The organism is Paraprevotella sp. (assembly GCF_986071375.1).
Genome location: NZ_CFQRNQ010000007.1, coordinates 1 through 19,814, shown reverse-complemented (window position 1 = coordinate 19,814; position 19,814 = coordinate 1). Strand labels below are relative to the sequence as shown.

16 protein-coding genes are annotated in these 19,814 nt (G+C 45.0%); 11 read left to right on the top strand and 5 right to left on the bottom strand.

Features of this window, described 5'->3' with window-relative positions; all coding sequences use genetic code 11:
• The first annotated feature begins 98 nt into the window (after positions 1–98).
• From AC5RDV_RS05270 to porZ, 5 genes are all read left to right on the top strand, one after another.
• Positions 99–623: a flavin reductase family protein gene (locus tag AC5RDV_RS05270; RefSeq protein WP_008628054.1), complete on the top strand. Its 525-nt coding sequence runs from the start codon at positions 99–101 to the stop codon at positions 621–623.
• A 31-nt stretch (positions 624–654) separates the two neighbouring features.
• The gene (gene leuS / locus AC5RDV_RS05265) at positions 655–3,492 is read left to right on the top strand and encodes a leucine--tRNA ligase (protein ID WP_282747753.1); all 2,838 of its coding nucleotides are present in this window, start codon (positions 655–657) and stop codon (positions 3,490–3,492) included.
• Positions 3,493–3,563: 71 nt separating this feature from the next.
• The gene (locus tag AC5RDV_RS05260) at positions 3,564–4,454 is read left to right on the top strand and encodes a YitT family protein (RefSeq protein ID WP_008628050.1); all 891 of its coding nucleotides are present in this window, start codon (positions 3,564–3,566) and stop codon (positions 4,452–4,454) included.
• Between the two features lies 1 nt (position 4,455).
• Positions 4,456–5,043, top strand: a complete 588-nt coding sequence (locus AC5RDV_RS05255; protein ID WP_130893800.1) for a non-canonical purine NTP diphosphatase — start codon at positions 4,456–4,458, stop codon at positions 5,041–5,043.
• A gap of 18 nt (positions 5,044–5,061) precedes the next feature.
• Positions 5,062–7,368, top strand: coding sequence for a type IX secretion system anionic LPS delivery protein PorZ (gene porZ, locus AC5RDV_RS05250; RefSeq protein ID WP_282747754.1), 2,307 nt, complete (start codon positions 5,062–5,064; stop codon positions 7,366–7,368).
• Here the strand turns inward: porZ and AC5RDV_RS05245 are convergent.
• The 4 genes from AC5RDV_RS05245 to nadA form a co-directional block, all read right to left on the bottom strand.
• A complete protein-coding gene (locus AC5RDV_RS05245) occupies positions 7,358–8,464 on the bottom strand; it encodes a DegT/DnrJ/EryC1/StrS family aminotransferase (protein ID WP_282747755.1) in 1,107 nt (368 codons plus the stop codon). The genes porZ and AC5RDV_RS05245 overlap by 11 nt on opposite strands.
• 433 nt (positions 8,465–8,897) lie before the next feature.
• Positions 8,898–9,872 (bottom strand): GNAT family N-acetyltransferase, encoded by a 975-nt coding sequence (locus tag AC5RDV_RS05240; protein ID WP_282747756.1) that lies wholly within the window; start codon positions 9,870–9,872, stop codon positions 8,898–8,900.
• A complete protein-coding gene (locus AC5RDV_RS05235; RefSeq protein WP_276787547.1) occupies positions 9,865–10,251 on the bottom strand; it encodes a sugar 3,4-ketoisomerase in 387 nt (128 codons plus the stop codon). Before AC5RDV_RS05235 ends, AC5RDV_RS05240 begins: the two co-directional genes overlap by 8 nt.
• On the bottom strand, positions 10,251–11,243 hold the full coding sequence (gene nadA / locus AC5RDV_RS05230) for a quinolinate synthase NadA (protein WP_008628038.1): 993 nt from the start codon (positions 11,241–11,243) through the stop codon (positions 10,251–10,253). Before nadA ends, AC5RDV_RS05235 begins: the two co-directional genes overlap by 1 nt.
• 458 nt (positions 11,244–11,701) lie before the next feature.
• On the opposite strand from nadA, the gene AC5RDV_RS05225 reads away from it, so the two are divergent.
• A complete protein-coding gene (locus tag AC5RDV_RS05225; protein ID WP_040602922.1) occupies positions 11,702–12,232 on the top strand; it encodes an RNA methyltransferase in 531 nt (176 codons plus the stop codon).
• 18 nt (positions 12,233–12,250) lie between these two features.
• Here AC5RDV_RS05225 and AC5RDV_RS05220 read toward each other — a convergent pair whose 3' ends face one another.
• The gene (locus tag AC5RDV_RS05220; protein ID WP_008628035.1) at positions 12,251–12,877 is read right to left on the bottom strand and encodes a DUF4294 domain-containing protein; all 627 of its coding nucleotides are present in this window, start codon (positions 12,875–12,877) and stop codon (positions 12,251–12,253) included.
• A 181-nt stretch (positions 12,878–13,058) separates the two neighbouring features.
• On the opposite strand from AC5RDV_RS05220, the gene AC5RDV_RS05215 reads away from it, so the two are divergent.
• The 5 genes from AC5RDV_RS05215 (at position 13,059) to AC5RDV_RS05195 (ending at position 19,711) form a co-directional block, all read left to right on the top strand.
• The gene (locus AC5RDV_RS05215) at positions 13,059–14,816 is read left to right on the top strand and encodes a sialate O-acetylesterase (protein ID WP_282747757.1); all 1,758 of its coding nucleotides are present in this window, start codon (positions 13,059–13,061) and stop codon (positions 14,814–14,816) included.
• 177 nt (positions 14,817–14,993) lie between these two features.
• Positions 14,994–16,970, top strand: coding sequence for a helix-hairpin-helix domain-containing protein (locus AC5RDV_RS05210; protein WP_282747758.1), 1,977 nt, complete (start codon positions 14,994–14,996; stop codon positions 16,968–16,970).
• Between the two features lie 46 nt (positions 16,971–17,016).
• Positions 17,017–17,793: a radical SAM protein gene (locus AC5RDV_RS05205; protein ID WP_130893794.1), complete on the top strand. Its 777-nt coding sequence runs from the start codon at positions 17,017–17,019 to the stop codon at positions 17,791–17,793.
• A gap of 472 nt (positions 17,794–18,265) precedes the next feature.
• Positions 18,266–18,526: a hypothetical protein gene (locus AC5RDV_RS05200; RefSeq protein WP_282747759.1), complete on the top strand. Its 261-nt coding sequence runs from the start codon at positions 18,266–18,268 to the stop codon at positions 18,524–18,526.
• A gap of 102 nt (positions 18,527–18,628) precedes the next feature.
• Positions 18,629–19,711: a DUF4934 domain-containing protein gene (locus tag AC5RDV_RS05195; RefSeq protein ID WP_282747760.1), complete on the top strand. Its 1,083-nt coding sequence runs from the start codon at positions 18,629–18,631 to the stop codon at positions 19,709–19,711.
• Positions 19,712–19,814: the final 103 nt, after the last annotated feature.

Here is a 19,814-nt window from a genome sequence, read left to right as displayed (position 1 = left end):
GGAGGCGGCTCGGCAAAGACAAATCAGAAAACTGCGTTTTCATTTGTCTCTGCACTCGCCTTTCACTATCTTTGTACCTTATTATAAAAAGAAAAGAGATGAAAAAGGTAGAAGTCTCAGAACTTACGGAGAATTTTTTCGAAACGATCAGCAAAGAATGGATGTTGGTCTGTGCCGGCGATGCCAACCGATATAACATGATGACCGCATCATGGGGCGGAGTAGGGTGGTTATGGAACAAACCTGTAGCTTTCGTATTCATTCGTCCCGAACGCTATACTTTTGAGTTTACGGAAAACAACGACTTCATGACGCTCTCTTTCTTTGGGAAATCACCCAAGGCGCGTGAAGTATATAACTTGTGCGGTTCAAAATCCGGACGGGATATAGACAAGACACTCGAAAGCGGACTTACGCCATATCCCCTTGAAGAAGGCAAATGCGTAACTTTTGAACAGGCACGGCTTGCTTTGGCCGGCAGGAAGTTGTATGCCGGCAACTTGGCTCCCGAAGCTTTCCTCGACCCATCGCTCAACGGAAGATGGTACGGCAAACAAGGCGGTTACCATAAAATGTATATTGTGGAAATCACCGGCGCGTGGATAAACGACATCATTCTATAAACAGATTAAAATAAAAATATCAATATATAAGATGGAATACAATTTTAGGGAAATAGAGCCGAAATGGCAGAAATATTGGGTGGAGCACCAGACTTACAAAGTTGTGGAAAACAATAGCAAAGAGAAGTTCTACGTGCTCAACATGTTTCCTTACCCCAGTGGTGCAGGGCTTCATGTAGGACATCCGTTAGGTTACATCGCTTCGGATATTTACGCACGTTACAAACGCTTGCAAGGATTCAACGTATTGAATCCCATGGGATACGATGCTTACGGACTTCCGGCCGAGCAATATGCCATACAGACCGGGCAACACCCGGCCGTTACCACGGCAGCCAATATCAACCGCTACCGTGAACAGTTGGACAAGATTGGTTTCTGCTTCGACTGGGATAGGGAAGTACGTACTTGTGACCCGGCCTATTACCACTGGACGCAATGGGCTTTCCAAAAGATGTTCGACAGTTATTATTGCAATGACAGGCAGCAAGCACGCCCTATTGAAGAACTGATAAAGGCATTTGATAAAAAGGGTACGGAAAGCTTGAACGTGGCTTGTAGCGAGGAACTGCGGTTCACTGCCGAAGAATGGAAAGCCATGGACGAAAAGAAACGGCAGGAGACGCTCATGAATTACCGCATCGCCTATTTGGGCGAAACGATGGTGAACTGGTGTCCGAAACTCGGTACGGTGTTGGCCAACGACGAGGTAGTGGACGGCGTGAGCGAACGCGGAGGTTATCCCGTCGTTCAGAAAAAGATGCGCCAATGGTGCCTGCGTGTCAGTGCATACGCCCAACGCTTATTGGATGGGTTGGATACGGTGGATTGGACGGATTCATTGAAAGAGACACAACGCAACTGGATAGGACGCTCTGAAGGCACGGAAGTGCAATTTAAAATAAAAGACAGCGATAAGGAATTCACAATCTTTACCACACGGGCCGACACCATGTTCGGTGTCACGTTTATGGTATTGGCTCCCGAAAGCGAATGGGTACCGGAAGTTACCACCGAAGGGCAGAAGACGGAAGTGGAAGCTTATCTTGATGCCACCAAAAAACGTACGGAACGTGAACGTATCTCCGACCGCCGCGTAACCGGTGTGTTCTCGGGTTCGTACGCCATCAACCCTTTCACGGGCGAAAACATCCCTATCTGGATAAGTGATTATGTGTTGGCCGGATACGGGACGGGAGCCATCATGGCCGTACCGGCGCACGACAGCCGTGACTATGCCTTTGCCAAACATTTCAACTTGCCTATCATCCCGTTGGTGGAAGGCTGTGACGTGAGTGAGGAAAGCTTCGATGCCAAAGAAGGAATCGTAACCAATTCGCCACGCACCGGAGTGACTCCCTATATTGATTTCTCGCTCAACGGATTGACCATCAAGGAAGCCATTGCAGCCACAAAAGAGTATGTCAAAACGCATGGATTGGGTAGGGTAAAGGTTAACTACCGCTTGCGCGATGCCATTTTCAGCCGCCAACGCTACTGGGGCGAACCCTTCCCGGTATATTACAAAGGCAACATGCCTTACATGATTCCCGAAGATTGCCTGCCGTTGGAATTACCGGAAGTCAGCAAATTCCTCCCCACGGAAAGCGGGGAACCGCCATTGGGACATGCCACGAAATGGGCATGGGATACCGTAAACCGTTGCGTGACGGAAAACTCACACATCGACCACCAAACGGTTTTCCCGTTGGAATTGAACACCATGCCGGGATTTGCAGGCAGTTCTGCCTATTATCTCCGATACATGGACCCGAAAAACGACCATGCACTGGTAGACAAGGACGTGGATGCTTACTGGCAAAACGTAGACCTATACGTAGGCGGTACGGAACACGCTACCGGCCATCTGATTTACAGTCGTTTTTGGAACAAATTCCTGCATGACTTGGGTTACAGTTGCAAAGAAGAACCGTTCCAAAAGCTCATTAACCAAGGAATGATACAGGGACGGAGTAACTTTGTGTATCGTATCAAGGATACCAACACGTTCGTTTCGCTAAACCTGAAAGACCAATACGATACTACGCCCCTGCATGTGGATGTCAATATCGTATCGGGCGACGTGCTAGACATCGAAGCTTTCCGTAACTGGCGGCCGGAGTATCACGATGCGGAATTTATCCTGGAAGACGGCAAATACATCTGCGGATGGGCCATTGAAAAAATGAGCAAGAGTATGTTCAATGTGGTCAATCCGGATATGATAGTAGAGAAGTTCGGAGCCGACACGCTCCGCCTGTATGAAATGTTCCTCGGGCCAGTGGAACAAAGCAAACCTTGGGATACCAACGGCATCGACGGTTGTCATCGTTTCCTGAAAAAGTTCTGGGCCTTGTTCTACGACCGGACAGGTAATTTCCTGCCCACGGAAGGAGAAGCCGACAAGGAGTCATTGAAATCGCTGCATAAGCTTATCAAAAAAGTCACGGCGGACATCGAAGCCTTCTCTTATAACACTTCTATCAGTGCATTCATGATTTGCGTGAATGAACTTTCCCAACAAAAATGCCATAACCTGGGCATTCTTCGTACGTTGGTCACCCTTATGGCTCCCTTTGCTCCGCATATCGCAGAAGAATTGTGGCACGCCTTGGGAGAGGCAAAGAGCGTATGCGATGCCCTATGGCCTGAATGGAAGGAAGAGTACCTGACAGAAGACAGCATGAAACTGAGCATTTCCTTCAACGGAAAAACTCGTTTCACATTGGATTTCCCTGCAGATGCAGACAATGCTTCCATTGAAAAGACGGTACTGAACGACGAACAAACCCAAAAATATACAGAAGGTAAGCAAATAGTTAAGGTCATTATCGTACCGAAACGTATCGTAAATATAGTATTAAAATAGTGTCAAACCTTTTAGGAGACTACTTGTTTGTCAAGTAGTCTCCTATATAAAAATCTTTGTATTCAATAAATATGAAATACTCAAAAGAAGATATTTGGCAAGAAACCAAAGATTACATTAGTCTTTTTATAGGACTTACTATTTACGCGTTAGGATTCACCGCTTTTATCTTACCTTACCAAATTACAACCGGTGGATTATCCGGTGTATCCGCTATCATATATTACGCCACAGGTTTTCCTGTACAATATACTTATTTCTTGGTTAACGCAGCCTTACTTATCGCTGCCATCAAAATATTAGGCTTCCGTTTCTGTTTAAAAACGATTGTAGGTACATTAGCCCTGACATTTGAATTTGACCTTTTCCAAAAACTTTTGTCTGACGAAAGCGGACAACTTCCTACGATTTTAGGCGACCAGACTTTTATGGCCTGTGTGCTTGGAGCATGCTGCGAAGGAGTAGGGCTTGCCATTGTCTTTTTAAGTAACGGTAGTACAGGAGGAACTGATATCATAGCTGCCATTGTCAACAAATACCGCGACATCAGTTTAGGACGCGCATTAATGTTTTGCGATATTGCCATCGTATCTTCCAGCTACTTTGTGTTTCACGAATCGCAAAAAGTCGTATTCGGATTTTGCGTACTCATCATTTCCATGATTATGTTGGATTATTATATGAATAGTGCACGGCAATCCGTACAGTTCCTTATTTTTTCCAATAAACATGAAGAAATAGCCGAAGCCATTTGTAAACAACTTGACCGAGGAGTCACCATTCTTAACGGCGAAGGATGGTACAGCAAAGAGCCGAGGAAGGTACTGGTCGTTATGGCCAAACGAAGGGAAGGCATAGAAATATTCCGTCTCATTCACCGTATCGACCCCAGAGCCTTCGTTTCGCAAAGCAATGTGGTAGGCGTTTATGGTGAAGGATTCGATAAAATAAAAGTAAGATAAAATGAAAAAGAAATTAGTTTTTGCTACAAACAACGCCCATAAATTGAAAGAAATAAGGGCCATCTTAGGTAATAGCATCGAAATATTAAGTCTCGCCGACATTCACTGCCATGCCGACATCCCTGAAACAGCTGACACTCTTGAAGGCAATGCCCGACAAAAGTCACGGTACGTATACGAACATTACGGGTTAGATTGTTTTGCCGACGATACCGGACTGGAAGTAGAAAGCCTTGGAGGAGCACCGGGTGTGTATTCCGCACGTTATGCCGACGGACAAGGACATGATTCGCAAGCCAACATGAACAAACTCCTGAAAGAAATGGAAGAAAAAAATAATAGAAAAGCACAATTTCGCACCATTATCTCGTTAATAGAAAAAGGAGAAGAAAGGCAGTTCGAGGGAATCGTGAAAGGACAAATTACCAAAGAGAAACGCGGAGAATCCGGATTCGGCTACGATCCTATCTTTCAACCCGACGGTTATGATACCACATTCGCCGAACTGGGTAGCGACATCAAGAACCGCATCAGCCACCGCGCACGTGCAGTAGCTGCCCTCTGTGATTATCTTACAAAAGAATCTTAAACTTAAAAATCGGATTTTATGAAGAAATACATTTTATGGCTTATCGTCTTTATAGGTTGTACGGCCATTTCGTTCGGACAGGCTATCGGTTCGTGGAAAGCTTATCCGGCATTGCAAATATCTACTTATAATATACCGGTAGGCCATAAAATATATTCTCTTTGTAATGGAAATCTTTTCAGTTACAACACCGAAGATACGGAAGTCTACGTGTTCGACAGACTTAACGGGTTGCACGACACCAAAATACAATTCATAAGATATAGCAGTGCAAGCCAAAAGCTTATTCTTGTATATGAAAACGGAAACATTGACCTAATCTATCCGGACAACGAGGTGGTCAACATGAAACAGTTAAAAGACAAAAACTATCCCAACCTCGTCATCAACAATGTTTCCGTAGTAAACGAAAAAGCATATATATGCACGAACTTCGGAATAGTCGTGGTGAATATGGATAAAGAAGAGTTCGAAGCTACATACGATTTAAAATTGAACGTACATAGTTGTACGGCAGATGCACATTACATCTACCTTTGTTGTTCAGAAAACGGTTTCCACATTGGCAATCTGAAACTCAATTTGTTGGACAAGAACAATTGGAAACATATCAGCGGTAATTTTTTCCACGAACTAACATTCTTCAAAGATGAGCTAATCGGATTCAACAAGACTACAGGGTTGTTCATCGTTGACCAACAACACTATACAACCACAGCTCTGACAAAAGGAGCAAACTCTTTTTTTTCTTGCTCTGAAGACGTCATGCTCACCGGAAACTCTTCCAGTATCTATCTGTTCAACAACATCACAGACAAACAGGAAGTCAAACAAGACAATTTATTCAATTATTTAGTTTATAGCAACGATACATATTGGGCAAGCCAAGGCATAAAAGGCTTGCAGCCTTATGTCCTTTCAGGCAAGGCACTCTCTGCCACACAATCTGCCATCCAACCTAACAGCCCCATACGCGACTATTTTTGCAACATGCACTATAATGGCAATCGTTTGCTCATCGCAGGAGGGGACTTGAATTATAACGGCATAGACAGAGAAGGCACGGTTATGTATTACGAAAACGGAACATGGTATAACTTTAATGAAGACGGTATAATCAAACAAACCAATGTGAAATACACCAATACAAGCAGTATTGCACAAGATCCTTCCGACCCCACGCACCACTATGTAAGCTCGGCGGGACACGGATTGTATGAGTTCAAGGATTTCAAATTCATCAAGAGATATGATTATACCAACAGTCCACTGCAAACTATTTTGCCTGACAGCCCCCGCCCACAAGATTACGTACGCTGCGATGCCCTGCAATACGATACAGAAGGTAACCTTTGGATGGTAAACAGTGAGGTAGACACCATCTTGACCATATTGAAAAAAGACAATACTTGGACAAAACTGTATTATGAAGAGCTTAAAAAAGCCCCCAACCTTCCTGCTATGTTTTTCGATGACAAAGGAAGGCTATGGGTTCTCTCCAAAAGGAATTCCACCAATAAAGCTGGCGTTTTCGTATTGGATTACCACGGAACTTTGGAAGACACATCGGACGATATACATATAATAAGAAAAGATATCACCAACCAGGACGGAGTACAATATGATCCCTACTATTTCAACAGCTTTGCCCAAGACCTCAACAAGCAAATATGGGTGGGCACAAACGAGGGACTCTTCGTCATAGAAGACCCGGATGAATTTATCCAAAACGACGACTTCAGGTTCACTCAAATCAAAATCGCCCGTAACGACGGGACAGACTATGCCGACTACTTGCTCAATGGAGTTAATATCAGCAGCATAGCCATTGACGCAGCCAACAGGAAATGGATTGGAACGGGTGCAGACGGTGTTTACCTGATAAGCGAAGACGGGCAGAAAATATTACAACATTTCACTACGGAAAACTCTCCGCTCATATCTGATGAAATACAGAGCATAGCTGTCAATCCGCAAACAGGAGAAGTCATGATAGGTACCTTTTTAGGGCTTGTATCGTATATGAGTGATGCCAACACGCCTGCCGCAGAATTGGATAAAAGCAACGTGCGTGTGTATCCCAATCCCGTAAAACCGGACTACAACGGAGTCATCGCAGTAGACGGGCTGACCTTCAATGCTGAAGTCAAAATCACTACCGTCACAGGACAGTTGGTATATTCCGGCCATGCCAATGGTGGTCTGTTCACTTGGGACGGACGGAACCAAAGCGGAAAGAGAGTCTCTTCAGGAGTCTATAACATCATCTCCACCAATGCAGAAGGGAAAAAAGCCATCGTAAACCGCGTCACTTTTATCCATTAAAAGTATTTACGGCGGTTACCACCGAATTGATTTCCTCGTCTGTCAATAAAGGGGACATCGGCAGGCTCAATTCCTCACGATGAATACGCTCCGTCACCGGCAATGACAGCGAAGCGTACGCTGACAATGCACCTTGCCGATGGGGGGGGATAGGGTAGTGTACCAGAGACTGCACGCCACAATGCTCCAAATGCTCACGTAGTCTGTCACGTCCAGGAGTGAATATCGTAAAAATATGGAATACATGCGCATCTGCTTCGGTTGCCATTTGTGGCAAAACCACTTTCGGATTCTTTATTTCCTTCATATATCTGCAAGCCACCCGGCGACGGCGTTCGTTGTCTTCGTCCAACCGTCCGAGCTTCACATTCAAAACCGCCGCCTGCAACTCGTCCAGACGGCTGTTGATACCCACGTATGGATGCACATATTTGGCTGAAGAACCGTAATTGGCCAACATGCGTACCCGCTCAGCCAAATCCTTATCACCGGTCGTGACAGCCCCGGCATCTCCTAAAGCTCCCAGATTCTTGCCAGGATAGAAACTGAATCCTGCGGCATCCCCCAAAGCACCGGCTTTCACACCTCGATACACCGCTCCATGAGCCTGCGCACAGTCCTCTACCACCAACAAACCGTTTTTACGGGCCGTACGGCTTATCTCATCCATCCGGCACACCCTGCCATAGAGATGCACCACCATGACCGCTTTTGTGCGCTCAGAAATCAAATTTTCCACTTTCCCGGGGTCTATGTTGCAAGTATCCCATTCAGGTTCGCAAAGTACGGGTCTCAAACCGGCACGCATGACCGCCAATATGGAAGCTATGTAGGTATTTGCCGGCACGATGACTTCGTCTCCCGCCTTCATCCGCCCCATGCTGACGTAAGCCATGAAGATAAGCGTAAGGGCATCCAGTCCGTTCCCTGCCCCCACGCAATACCCGACCCCGCAATAACGGGCAAACCGCTGCTCGAAAGTCTCCACCTCTTTCCCGAACAGATACCATCCGGAACGCACTACCCGTGCTACAGCTTCCGACAATTCCAGTTCGAAAGAATCATTGATTTTCTTTAAATCCAAATATTTTACCATTACTTTACTTCAAACTTTTCAGGAAGCTAAATTACAACTATTTTTCTTTCAGGGAAATTTTTCAAGCTTTTTATTTCCCTACTTACAAACCTCTACCACTTCTGGAACCACAAGGATTTTATCATTCACGGAACCTTCATACTCCCTATATGACAAACGGTTAAAGTGAATGCTTAACACTTTTTATATCATTCAGGCACTGCATTTCCGGTGAAAGCCGGTGAAGGCACGGTGAACCCTTCCACCCCACAAAGTTCACCTTAACCGCTTGTCATCCAAACAGTATGAATGGGTGAAGCCTTTTTCAAGCAAAAAACCTATTAGGAGAGGAGTTCATAAAGCCCTCGGCACATCGTAAAATCATTCTCAGCAGATCTGAAAATCATTCACAGGAGATTGAAAAATCGTTTGCCGCACAAAATTACACGACTTTTCATACCTCCATCTCGTACGTATCATACACGACAGCCCGGCCGCCGAAACCCTCTTTTTGGAATATCAGCCCCTCATTCAACACACGGCCGCCTTCCTCTACGGAAGTCCCCATGTCAAAGCAAGGAACATCCTTGTATGTCTCGTGAATCAAATGGTGGAACAACAAATCCACGGCTCCGTACGCCCTTCCTTCGGGAGTGGAACCAATATATTGTACATGAACCACCCTTTCCGTCACGTACAACACGCAACCGGCCACTGTACGCTCCGCCGCACGGCAAACCCTGTACAGCAATATCTGTTGCGGAAACCGACGATGCAACAACATGATTTCTTCCAAGGTATGCACGGGACGCGACTGGTGGCGTTCCATCAGATTCCCTTCCAATACCGCCCAAAAAGACGTAAAATCGTCATCCTGCCTGATGGACAATCCTTCACGCAAAGCACACCTCACTTTACGTTTCCGAAGCGTACTGAATCCCCACGCTGCGGCAGAGGGAATGACCGTGGAAACTTTACGGCCTGATAGGCGTGCCCCAAAGCGGTACAATGCATACAAATCCTCTTCACTGGGATAACGGGCATATATATAAGGTACGGGCGAATAAATCCACTTGACTACCGATGTATACGTCCGTAAATAGCGAAAGATTTCCCCAAACAACCCCAACATGAGCGCAGCCGTCATCTTTTCATCCGTCACCACTCCGCCATACGTCAGTCCACGATGACTGCAAAACTCCGTCGCCGTACAGTGTGCGGGTAGCAAAGCATGCAGCCGTCCGTCCCTGTAAGCCATAAGGGAGAAGTCCGCGAAACGGTCGGCATGATAATCCATATAACCGCGCATGAAAAGGAAAGTCCCGTTGCGGGACTCCCGTACGAAACCGTCCCATTCTTCCTTACAGTCATCGCTATACCGCTTTATTTCCCATCCGGTTTCCATCTCCACACCACCTATCCTATTCATGAATGATACGCAGGAACTCTTCGTAAGAGTTTATATACATTTCAGGCCGGTAAGGTTGGGAAGACAAGACCAACAACACGGCGTCTTCTGAGAAATGCAGCAACTCGTTCCACGTGAGCGGCGGGATGAGAAGCCCCTTGTCCGGTGCGTCGAGCACATACGTCCGCCGTCCGTCCTTGTCTTCCAAGGCGATTGTCACGCACCCTTTCACGGCCACTAAGTACTGGTAGGTAATACGGTTGGCATGCTTGCCACGTTCATGTCCTTCGGGTACACCATAAATCCAGTATACCCGCTTCACTTCAAAAGGCAAATCCTTTCCGGTCTCAGCCACGGTAAGGCTACCACGTTCATCAGTAAAAGTCTTCAAACGCTTCATTACAATCCTAACTTCTCGGAGATTTCCAACATTCTGTGAATCGGTTTGACAGCCTTTTCCGCCACCTCCGCATCCACTACGATTTCCGGCCACTCATATTTCAAGGTATTATAGAGCTTTTCCAACGTAATCAACCTCATGTAATTGCATTCATTGCAGGCACACGTACTGTCGTCCGGAGGAGCCGGAATGAACGTTTTCTCCGGACAAGCCTTCTGCATTTCGTGCAGTATGCCGCTTTCCGTGGCCACGATGAATTCCTTTCCTTCATGGCGGATGGCATATTTCAGCAATGCTGCGGTAGAACCTACCACATCCGCCAGTTTCAACACTGCTCCCTTACATTCCGGATGAGCCAACACCTTGGCCTCGGGATGGGACTCTTTCAATTCCAATATCTTCTCCACGGAGAATTTCTCATGCACGTGGCAAGCTCCGTCCCAAAGTAACATATTACGTCCGGTAACGGAATTGATATAGTTGCCGAGGTTACGGTCCGGACCGAAAATGATCTTTTCGTCCGAAGGGAAACTTTCCACAATCTGACGGGCGTTGCTCGAAGTGACCACCACATCCGTCACCGCCTTGGTGGCAGCCGTGGTATTGACGTACGATATGACCGTATGGCCGGGATGTGCCGAGACAAACCGCGAGAATTCATCTGCCGGACAACTTTCGGCTAGCGAACAGGTGGCATTCAAATCCGGAACCAAGACCTTTTTGCCGGGACAGAGAATCTTATTGGTCTCTCCCATGAAATGCACACCGCACATGACGATGATATCCGCTTCGGTCTTGGCAGCCTTTTGAGCCAGTGCCAAACTGTCTCCCACGAAGTCAGCCAAATCCTGGATGATTCCTTCCGTATAGTAATGCGCCATGATGACGGCATTCTTCTTCCGGCAAAGTTCCCTGATTTCACTTTTCAAATCAAGCTCCTTTGCTATGGGTTCATCCACGAACCCCTTGTCTATCCATTCTTTCTTAACCATATATATATTATTAATTCTTATTTCTATTTTTTGAAAAAATCTAATGTAAATGATAATAGGCTGTTGATAGTGTCGATAAAAAAGAAGCCTGAAACTTGTTTTTTAAGTTATCAAAGCGGAGTATCGAGTAATGTGTCACTTTTCAACACGTGCCTTGGGACTCTTATTCTTTAAACTGAATGCATTATCGTATGTTCTTTATCGTTTTTAACGAGTTGTTCATAACCTACAAAGTTAAAAACTTTAATGGAAAAAGGCTGCATAAATCTGATGAAAATACGGTTTAAAGTTCATTTCTATCTTTTACTAATTTATTTGGTGGTTTGAAATATTCCTGTAACACGGTTGATTTTCTAAATCCAAAGTTTCTTTTCAATAATCTGTTTACGATTTGTGAACGAGTTATCAAGTAGTTTTTATGGGTTTTATTATCTTTGTGAACAAATATGTTGAAAGCAATGAGAAAACTTAAAATAACGGAACTGAATAGAATCTCTGCCGAAGAATTCAAGACGGCTGAAAAACTTCCTTTGATTGTGGTACTGGACCATGTAAGAAGCTTATATAATGTAGGTTCCGTATTCCGTTCGTCCGATGCTTTTAGGGTAGAATCCGTGTATCTGTGCGGAATCACGGCCACTCCGCCACAGGTGGAAATCCATAAGACGGCATTGGGGGCAGAAGATTCCGTGGATTGGGTATATTATGAGCGTACGCAAGATGCCGTGGAACATCTTAAGGCAGAAGGCTACGAAGTTTGGGCTGTGGAACAAGTGGAAGGCAGTGTCATGTTGCAGGATTTCCGGCCGGATAAGGCAAAAAAGTATGCTATCATATTAGGAAATGAAGTGAAAGGCGTGCAACAAGAAGTTGTTGACCAATGCGACGGGTGTATAGAAATACCCCAGTTCGGGACGAAACATTCTTTGAATGTTTCCGTTACAGCCGGAATACTGGTATGGGAGTTTGCCCGTAAGATGAAGTTGTGAACATATAAAGGTATGATGTCATAACGTACCGGCTTCTACCATCCTAACCACCCGTTCCGTCAGCCGGTCATCAGCTTCAGGGTCATAGTCTTTTTTCAGGCTAGCTCCGAATATGCTAGCAAACGCCTGATAAAATCCGGCTTTGAAAGGACCGAAAAAGGCTTTCACTATTTCGAAGGAACTTTGGTTGCATTCGCGGTCCACTAACTTGATGAGCAGTTTCCCCTGTGAATAAGTCAGCTTCTTCATTTGTGGGGTATATTGCTTTTTTATGCCTTTCTCTACAGCTCGGATGTGAGCGTCTTTTTCTTTTTTAGTAGGTAGTTTTTCCAGATATTCGTATGTCTCGGAGATGGTCTGGTTAACCATTTTGGCAATGGGAAGTGTTTTTTTCACGTTATAAACCAATTTGTTATATCGTATGATTTCCCTTTTGTTCTTAAACTTCAGTGGGGGATATACCGGAAGTTCGGGCATGATGATCACGGTGATGGAGTCGCCTTGATAAAATTCCTTTTGTGCTTTCTTGTAAAACACTACTTTTATTCTCGGTTCCCCATCTACAGGAATAAATTCTTCTTGCGCTTTCACTTGTAAAGTAAAGGCACCTAATAAGATTAATATGATAAGCCTGTATATTCCCATATCCGTTGCAAAAATATAAATTAAATACTTTCATCGCGTGTATTTTACAAAGAATAGTTCATTTTTTGTAGTATTTGCAATAGTTGTATGACATGGTATAAAGTATCTGTAACATTGTGTGGATTTTCAAATACTGTTTTTCCATACCTTTGCCTTCATCTTACCAATAAACTTATTAAAGATGAAAAAAACTGTTTTTTACATCCTTTTGATGGTATTTTTAGGTGGTTTTAGAAGTTATTCAGCTGATTTGCGGGCGACAGGGGACGTAAGTATCCAATATAAGGAGAATGGATTGGAGGGAGACAAGGGGCAAGCCGTGGATTCCGCTTTCCATATTTATTTGTGTTTCGGGCAATCTAATATGGAGGGGAATGCGGATATAGAAAGTGTCGACACGGAAGATGTGGACAAACGTTTCCGGGTCATGAGTGTCTGTGACGAGGATCTTAAAATGGGACGTACGCCAGGAGATTGGTACACGGCTGTTCCTCCGTTGTGCCGTTATGGGGCCAAATTGAGTGTGGCGGATTATTTCGGCCGCACTATGGTGGATAATTTGCCGGAATCTTGTAAGGTAGGTGTCGTGATGGTGGCCATAGGAGGAGCCGGTATAGATTGTTTTGACAAGGCTAGTTATGAAAAATATTATGAACAGGCCGATGAATGGCAGAAATATTTGATGGGGTTATATGGTGGGAATCCTTATGCGAAATTAGTGGAATTCGGCAAGAAAGCCAAGGAGCACGGCATTATCAAAGGCATTTTGTTGCATCAGGGGGAAAGCAACAATGGGCAAGCGGACTGGCCGGAGAAAGTGGAGAAAATCTACAGGGATTTGCTTTGTGATTTGGACCTTAAAGAAGAAGAGGTGCCTCTGTTTGCGGGGGAAATGCTGAGTGGGGCAGAAGGAGGAGTTTGCGCGGGGCACAATGAATATGTTGGCATGCTGCCGTGGTTGGTAAACGCGCACGTCGTTTCATCGGAAGGCTGTGAAGGGGCGAGTGACGGGCTTCATTTTACCTCTGAAGGTTACCGTGAAATGGGACGGCATTATGCCAGGGTGGTCTTAAATAAAGTGTATGGCATTCCGTTGGACATGCCGGACATGCCCGTGACAAATATAGATATGCCGGACAAGGACTTGGAAGTACAAATAGGGAAAGGGCAGAAATTGGAATTGATGGCTGCTTTTGAAGACGGGCATACGGAGGATGTGTCTTATATGGCCGAGTATGAAATAGAAAATACTGAAGTGGCAGACATCAAGGACGGGGAGGTACGTGGCTTTTCGCAAGGACGTACGGGAGTGAAGGCAACCTATACAGACGCGGCGGGAAAAATGTCCAGTCTGTCATTCACCCTCAATTCCACCTGTTTTCCTTTCGGTGAAGAATTCATTGAAACTGCATTGTTCGGGAACGGCACGTACCGCGAGGCCGTGAGGGCGTTTTTTCCGGGCGAGAATGGGCAGATGGGATGGAAGTATACCTATGGATTGGATATGAGCGGTTACAAGTACTTGGTATTGAAATTGGATAAAGTCCAAAAAGTAGGGGCTTGCATTATGCTTTATACAGAGAACAATATCTGGTCTGATTGTTGCCAATACCCTGTGGGAGGGGAGGTCTTGGTGGCCGTTCCCCTTCATGACATCACTTATACGAGTGGAGAACTTCAAGGCGAACCGGTGGACGTTTCCCGTGTCATGATTGTCGCCCTGTATGCCGGACAAAGTGGAGTTATTGATGTGGCCGACATGTATTTGACCAACAATGACGATTATTCGCCCGATGCAGTTCCTGTGTTTTCTATGGACTCCAAAGCCTCAAAGGCAGATGGAATAGTGTATGGCTTATCCGGCATCCGGATAAATGGAACGGATAATTTACCTAAAGGCATATATATAAGAGATGGAAAGAAGTTTGTAGTGAGGTAAAGCCTTTGTCACGTGGTGAATGCGGATTCTAATGCAGTGATTATTTGTAGGGGATAATTTGTCATACCGGAAATAGTTGCTTATATTTGAAGCATGGCAGAAAAACACTTTACTTGCATTTATCTACAACGCTTGTGGATAAACATGTTAATGTATTGTGTACTACAAATATATCCTGTGGATAAAGTCATTGCACAGCATTATTCCTGGGAAGAATTTGTAGAGAAGATTTCTGTGGATGAGTATGACGACGGGGAAGACATGAGTCCGCTTTTGGAAGAGTTGGCGGGATTGCATGAGCATCCTTTCAACCTGAACACGGCTACGAAAGACGATTTGGAACAGTTGCCTTTTCTGGATGCGGACGAGATAGAGGAAATCTTGGCATACGTGTACCGTTACGGCCCGATGCAATCGTTGGGAGAATTGATGTTGATAGAGGAACTGGACTACCAGACCCGTCAGTTCCTTGCTTTGTTCGTCTACGTGGAAAATCCTGTGGAGGAAAAAGAAAAGTTACGGTTGAAAACCTTGTTGAAAGGAGGGCGGCATGAGGTGACGAGCCGGTTGGATGTGCCTCTGTATAAACGTGATGGATATCAAATACCGGAAGATGAAGTATTGTTGAAAAACCCCAATAAGGTATATCTTGGTAATTCGTTGTACCATAACATACGCTACACTTATCAGTACAGGAACAGGCTGTTTTGGGGATTCACGGCGGAGAAGGACGCAGGAGAACCGTTCGGCAGTTATGGCAATATGGCTTACGATGCCTATTCGTTCCATTTCCTGTTGAAAGATTGTGGAAAACTCAAGGCATTGGCATTGGGAGACTACCGGGTGGGGTTCGGTGAAGGTTTGGTGGTGAACAGTGATTTTTCTTTAGGGAAATCCACTTTGTTTAATATGGGCGACACGAGACCGTCCATCAAGAAATTCTCTTCTACGTCCGAAACTTCCTTTTTCAGGGGAATGGCCGTTACTTTCCGTTTCGGGAAAGTGGACGTGTCGGCTTTCTATTCCTATTTGCCTACAGATGCCACTTTAAGGAAGGACGGGACGGTTTCTTCGTTGAAGACCGATGGTTTGCACCGTACTTTGTTGGAACTGTCCAAAAAGCATAATGTCATGGAGCAGTCTGCCGGGGCAGACGTGACTTGGAATACGGAATATTTTTCTTTGGGTGCGACTGCGTTTTACCAACATTTCAGTCGTTCTTTCTCAAAAGGCACGGAACTTTACCGGCAATATTATCCGGAGGGTAAGGATTTCCTGAATGCCAGTCTGCACTACCGTTGGCATCGTGACAGGTTTTCGTTTTCCGGCGAGACGGCGTTCAGCAACGTATATGGCGGTTGGGCCACGCTGAACAAAGCCATTTACCGTTTCAACCACCGGTACAGTGTGGTAGCTTTGCAGCGGTTGTTCGCTTACCAGTATGTGGGATTGCGTGCCAACAGCTTTTCCGAAGGTGGGGCGGTCAGGAACGAAAGCGGATTTTATATGGGAGTGGAGGCAGCCCCGCTGAACGAGTTGAAGTTGTCCGCTTATGTGGATTATTTTTATTTTCCGTGGGTGAAGTTTGGGATACCTCATGCTTCCGAAGGGGTGGAAGGGACGTTTCAGGCCGATTGGGTCGTATCGCGGAAGTGGGAATTGTCCGGACGTTACCAACTGAAGCGGAAAGAACGCTATGGGCAGCCTTACCTGTATCATAAATTGAAGGTGCAGGCGCAGTGCATGCCTTCAAAAGTCTGGGAATGGCGCGGGGTGGCACGATATACAAGGGTGAGGGACGTGTATGGACGGCATGTCGGAGGATACATGGGAGGGAGCATCCTGAAATGGAAGGACCGGAAAAACCGCTTGAATGTGGCCGGGTCGTGCGTGTATTTCGACAGCGAGGACTACAAGGCGCCGATGTCTTTCTATGAGCCTTCGTTGTTGTATGCCTTTGCTTTCATGACGATGTACGGACAAGGAATGAGGGCGGCGGTGAATGCCCGGTGGAACGTGGCAAAACATTGGATGCTGATGTGTAAATACGGGGCTACCGGATATTTCGACCGGGACGAGATAGGGGAGGGGTTGCAACGCATAGGCGGCCGATGGAAAAACGACCTTTCTTTCTTGTTGCGTTACAAGTTTTGAAAAAAGATTGTGTTACCTTTGCAGGTAGTTTTTTTAGAATATAGCCATGTCTACAGTCATTTATCCTTCTCCCATATTCGGGCCGGTGCACAGCCGTCGGTTGGGAGTTTCTTTGGGCATCAACCTGCTTCCGGAAGACGGGAAGTGGTGTACGTTCGATTGTGTGTATTGCGAATGCGGGTTCAACAAGGATTTCCGTCCCAGGAAGCCGTTGCCCACGCGTGAGGAAGTACATGTGGCCTTGGAAGAAAGGCTGAAGGACATGTCCGCGAACGGCCCTGTACCGGATGTGCTGACGTTTGCCGGAAACGGGGAACCCACCCTGCATCCGCATTTTCCGGAAATCATAGAAGACACCCGTGCCTTGCGCGACCGGTATTTCCCGAAAGCTAAAATCAGCGTGTTGAGCAATGCCACCCAAATATTCAGGCCGGAGGTTTTCGAGGCTTTGGGGAAGGTGGACAACAACATCCTGAAACTGGATACGGTGGACGGGGATTACATTAGCCGGGTAGACCGTCCTACGGGGCGTTATGAAGTGGGTCGGGTGGTGGAACGCCTGAAAGATTTCCGAGGCAAAGTCATCATACAGACGATGTTCATGAAAGGCATGTCGGACGGTGTGGACGTGGACAATACTTCCGACCGTTTCGTGGAACCGTGGTTGCGTGCCGTGAAGAAAATAGCTCCATCGCAGGTCATGATTTACACCATCGACCGCGAAACGCCCGACCATGAGTTACGTAAGGCCACGCATGAAGAGTTGGACCGCATTGCCGGACGCATCCGGCAAGAGGGATTGGAAGTTTCCGTGTCTTATTGAGAAGTGTTGCGGTCGGTCTACGAACCGTATGGCCGTATTTTCCATGATATCATCAGCAGGAAAGGCTTTATGAAGATGAATATCTGTAAGGATATTTGTTGTTTTTATATATTTGATATTCAAATGCTTGTAGTTTATAAATCAATCTGCGCCAAACGGAAAATCATTTGGCGCAGATTGAAAAATCGTTTGGCTGAGAACGGAATTTCGTTCTCCGTAGAATGAATTTTGTATAATAATTGGGTGATACTTTTTTATAAAAAGTGAGTTTTATCGGGCAGCAATAGTTTTTTTACTATATATCGCAAATGATCTTTCTTGGGTGAATTAGATCTGTTGTTGAATAATTTGCGTGAGAAAGTGCGAGTCAAGAACGTTCAAAGTTCCGAATCGTTTTTGTTTCTTTGTTAGTATTATATTTATTTTTTCACTATATTCACGACCTAAATATTCAAAGTTAATTTTTTGTTTTATGAAAAAGATTTTGTTTTTTGTTGCCTTGTTTGCAGGAATTTGTATGATTGCAATCGGTGCCTATGGTTGGAATGTTTATTCTAATAGCGCAAAAGGCTCACTTCTTTTCATGGAAAATGTAGAGGTGTTGTTTCGTGGTGAATCGGTAGATGGATACACTAAATTTTTTGGCGAATGCAGTCGCCCATGTGAATATAAAGCATGGGGTTCTTGTAAGTCAGGAGACCCGGATGAGTGCTATCCTTCTGACTGCTGTTGACATTTGGGGTTCGCTTGTTGGACTTAATGAAGTCTTACAAGCGGACTTTTTGATGTAATTCGTACAAGAAAGAAATAAAGTTCATTGCTAACTTAGAAAAACATGAAAATGAGCAAGTATGCGTATATTGCGATTTTTATTGCTATGGTAATTTTCTCTTGCGGTAAGGATACGGCAGACGACAATGCCAAGGTGTTTACTATAGAAGATTCTGATTTCAAAGATTGGAACAGTTTTTTGCAAATAAAAGAAGAGGTAAGACTTCAAGGTAATGACAGCTCTTGCATTATCACATATTGTGATAAGTGCATAGTAGATAGTGGCTATATGTACTTTTGGGATCACAAGGCGAAAGTCATATACCGCTTTTCTGCTGATGGTAAGTTCGTCTGTAAGATAGGAGAGAGAGGGCGTGCTTTATCCGAGTATATTGAAATTAAAGATATGCAGGTGGACAAACAAGCTTCTGTGCTGAAAGTGCTTGACGACAGAGGAATATTGAACTACCGCTTACAGGACGGAAAATTCATTGGACGCACTAACTTTTTTTCGTCAATACCAACCGAATATGATAGGTTTGCTATAATAGGAAAGGACAGTTTTCTTTGTTTCACTGACATCCGAAACAAATTCAGCATAGTTTTGGACACGCCTGCCGGGCAAGAAGGATTGAGGGAAAGCAAGAGGTTTCATTTGGTCACAAATTGTTTTTATACGTATGATGGCCGGTGTAGGGTGGTGTCTGATTATGGTGAGTTTTATATTGATGAATATGCAGATGGCAAACTTACGACATTGTACAAATTTGATTTGGGAAACAAGCAACTTCCTGGCAATGTGCTGCCCCAAACATTAGAAGAATTTAATGTGGTGGACAATGACCCTACATACTTTAAGTGCATTACAGACGTTTACGAAACGTCGTCATGGCTTTATGCTTTGTTTGTTGGGCCAGAACAAACTTATTATCATGCATTCATAAACAAAAACTCAGGTAAGTATGTGTTCGGCAAAAACTTGGATGTTGTCATTATTGGGGCTGACGAAACGTATTTTTATGCGTTGGTTTATCCTGGATATATCTCACCAGAGTCTGACATATGGAACATTGTCAAATCAAAGCCGAATGAAGATAATGAAGATCCAATATTCATAAGATTCTCGATAAATGAAAACAAAGTATAGCATATTTGGGAACTTGACTTTATGCTTTATTTAGGAAATATCTATAGACTCCATGACTCTGCAGTATGGTTTGCGAAGAATTCACCGGACGCATAGACAACAC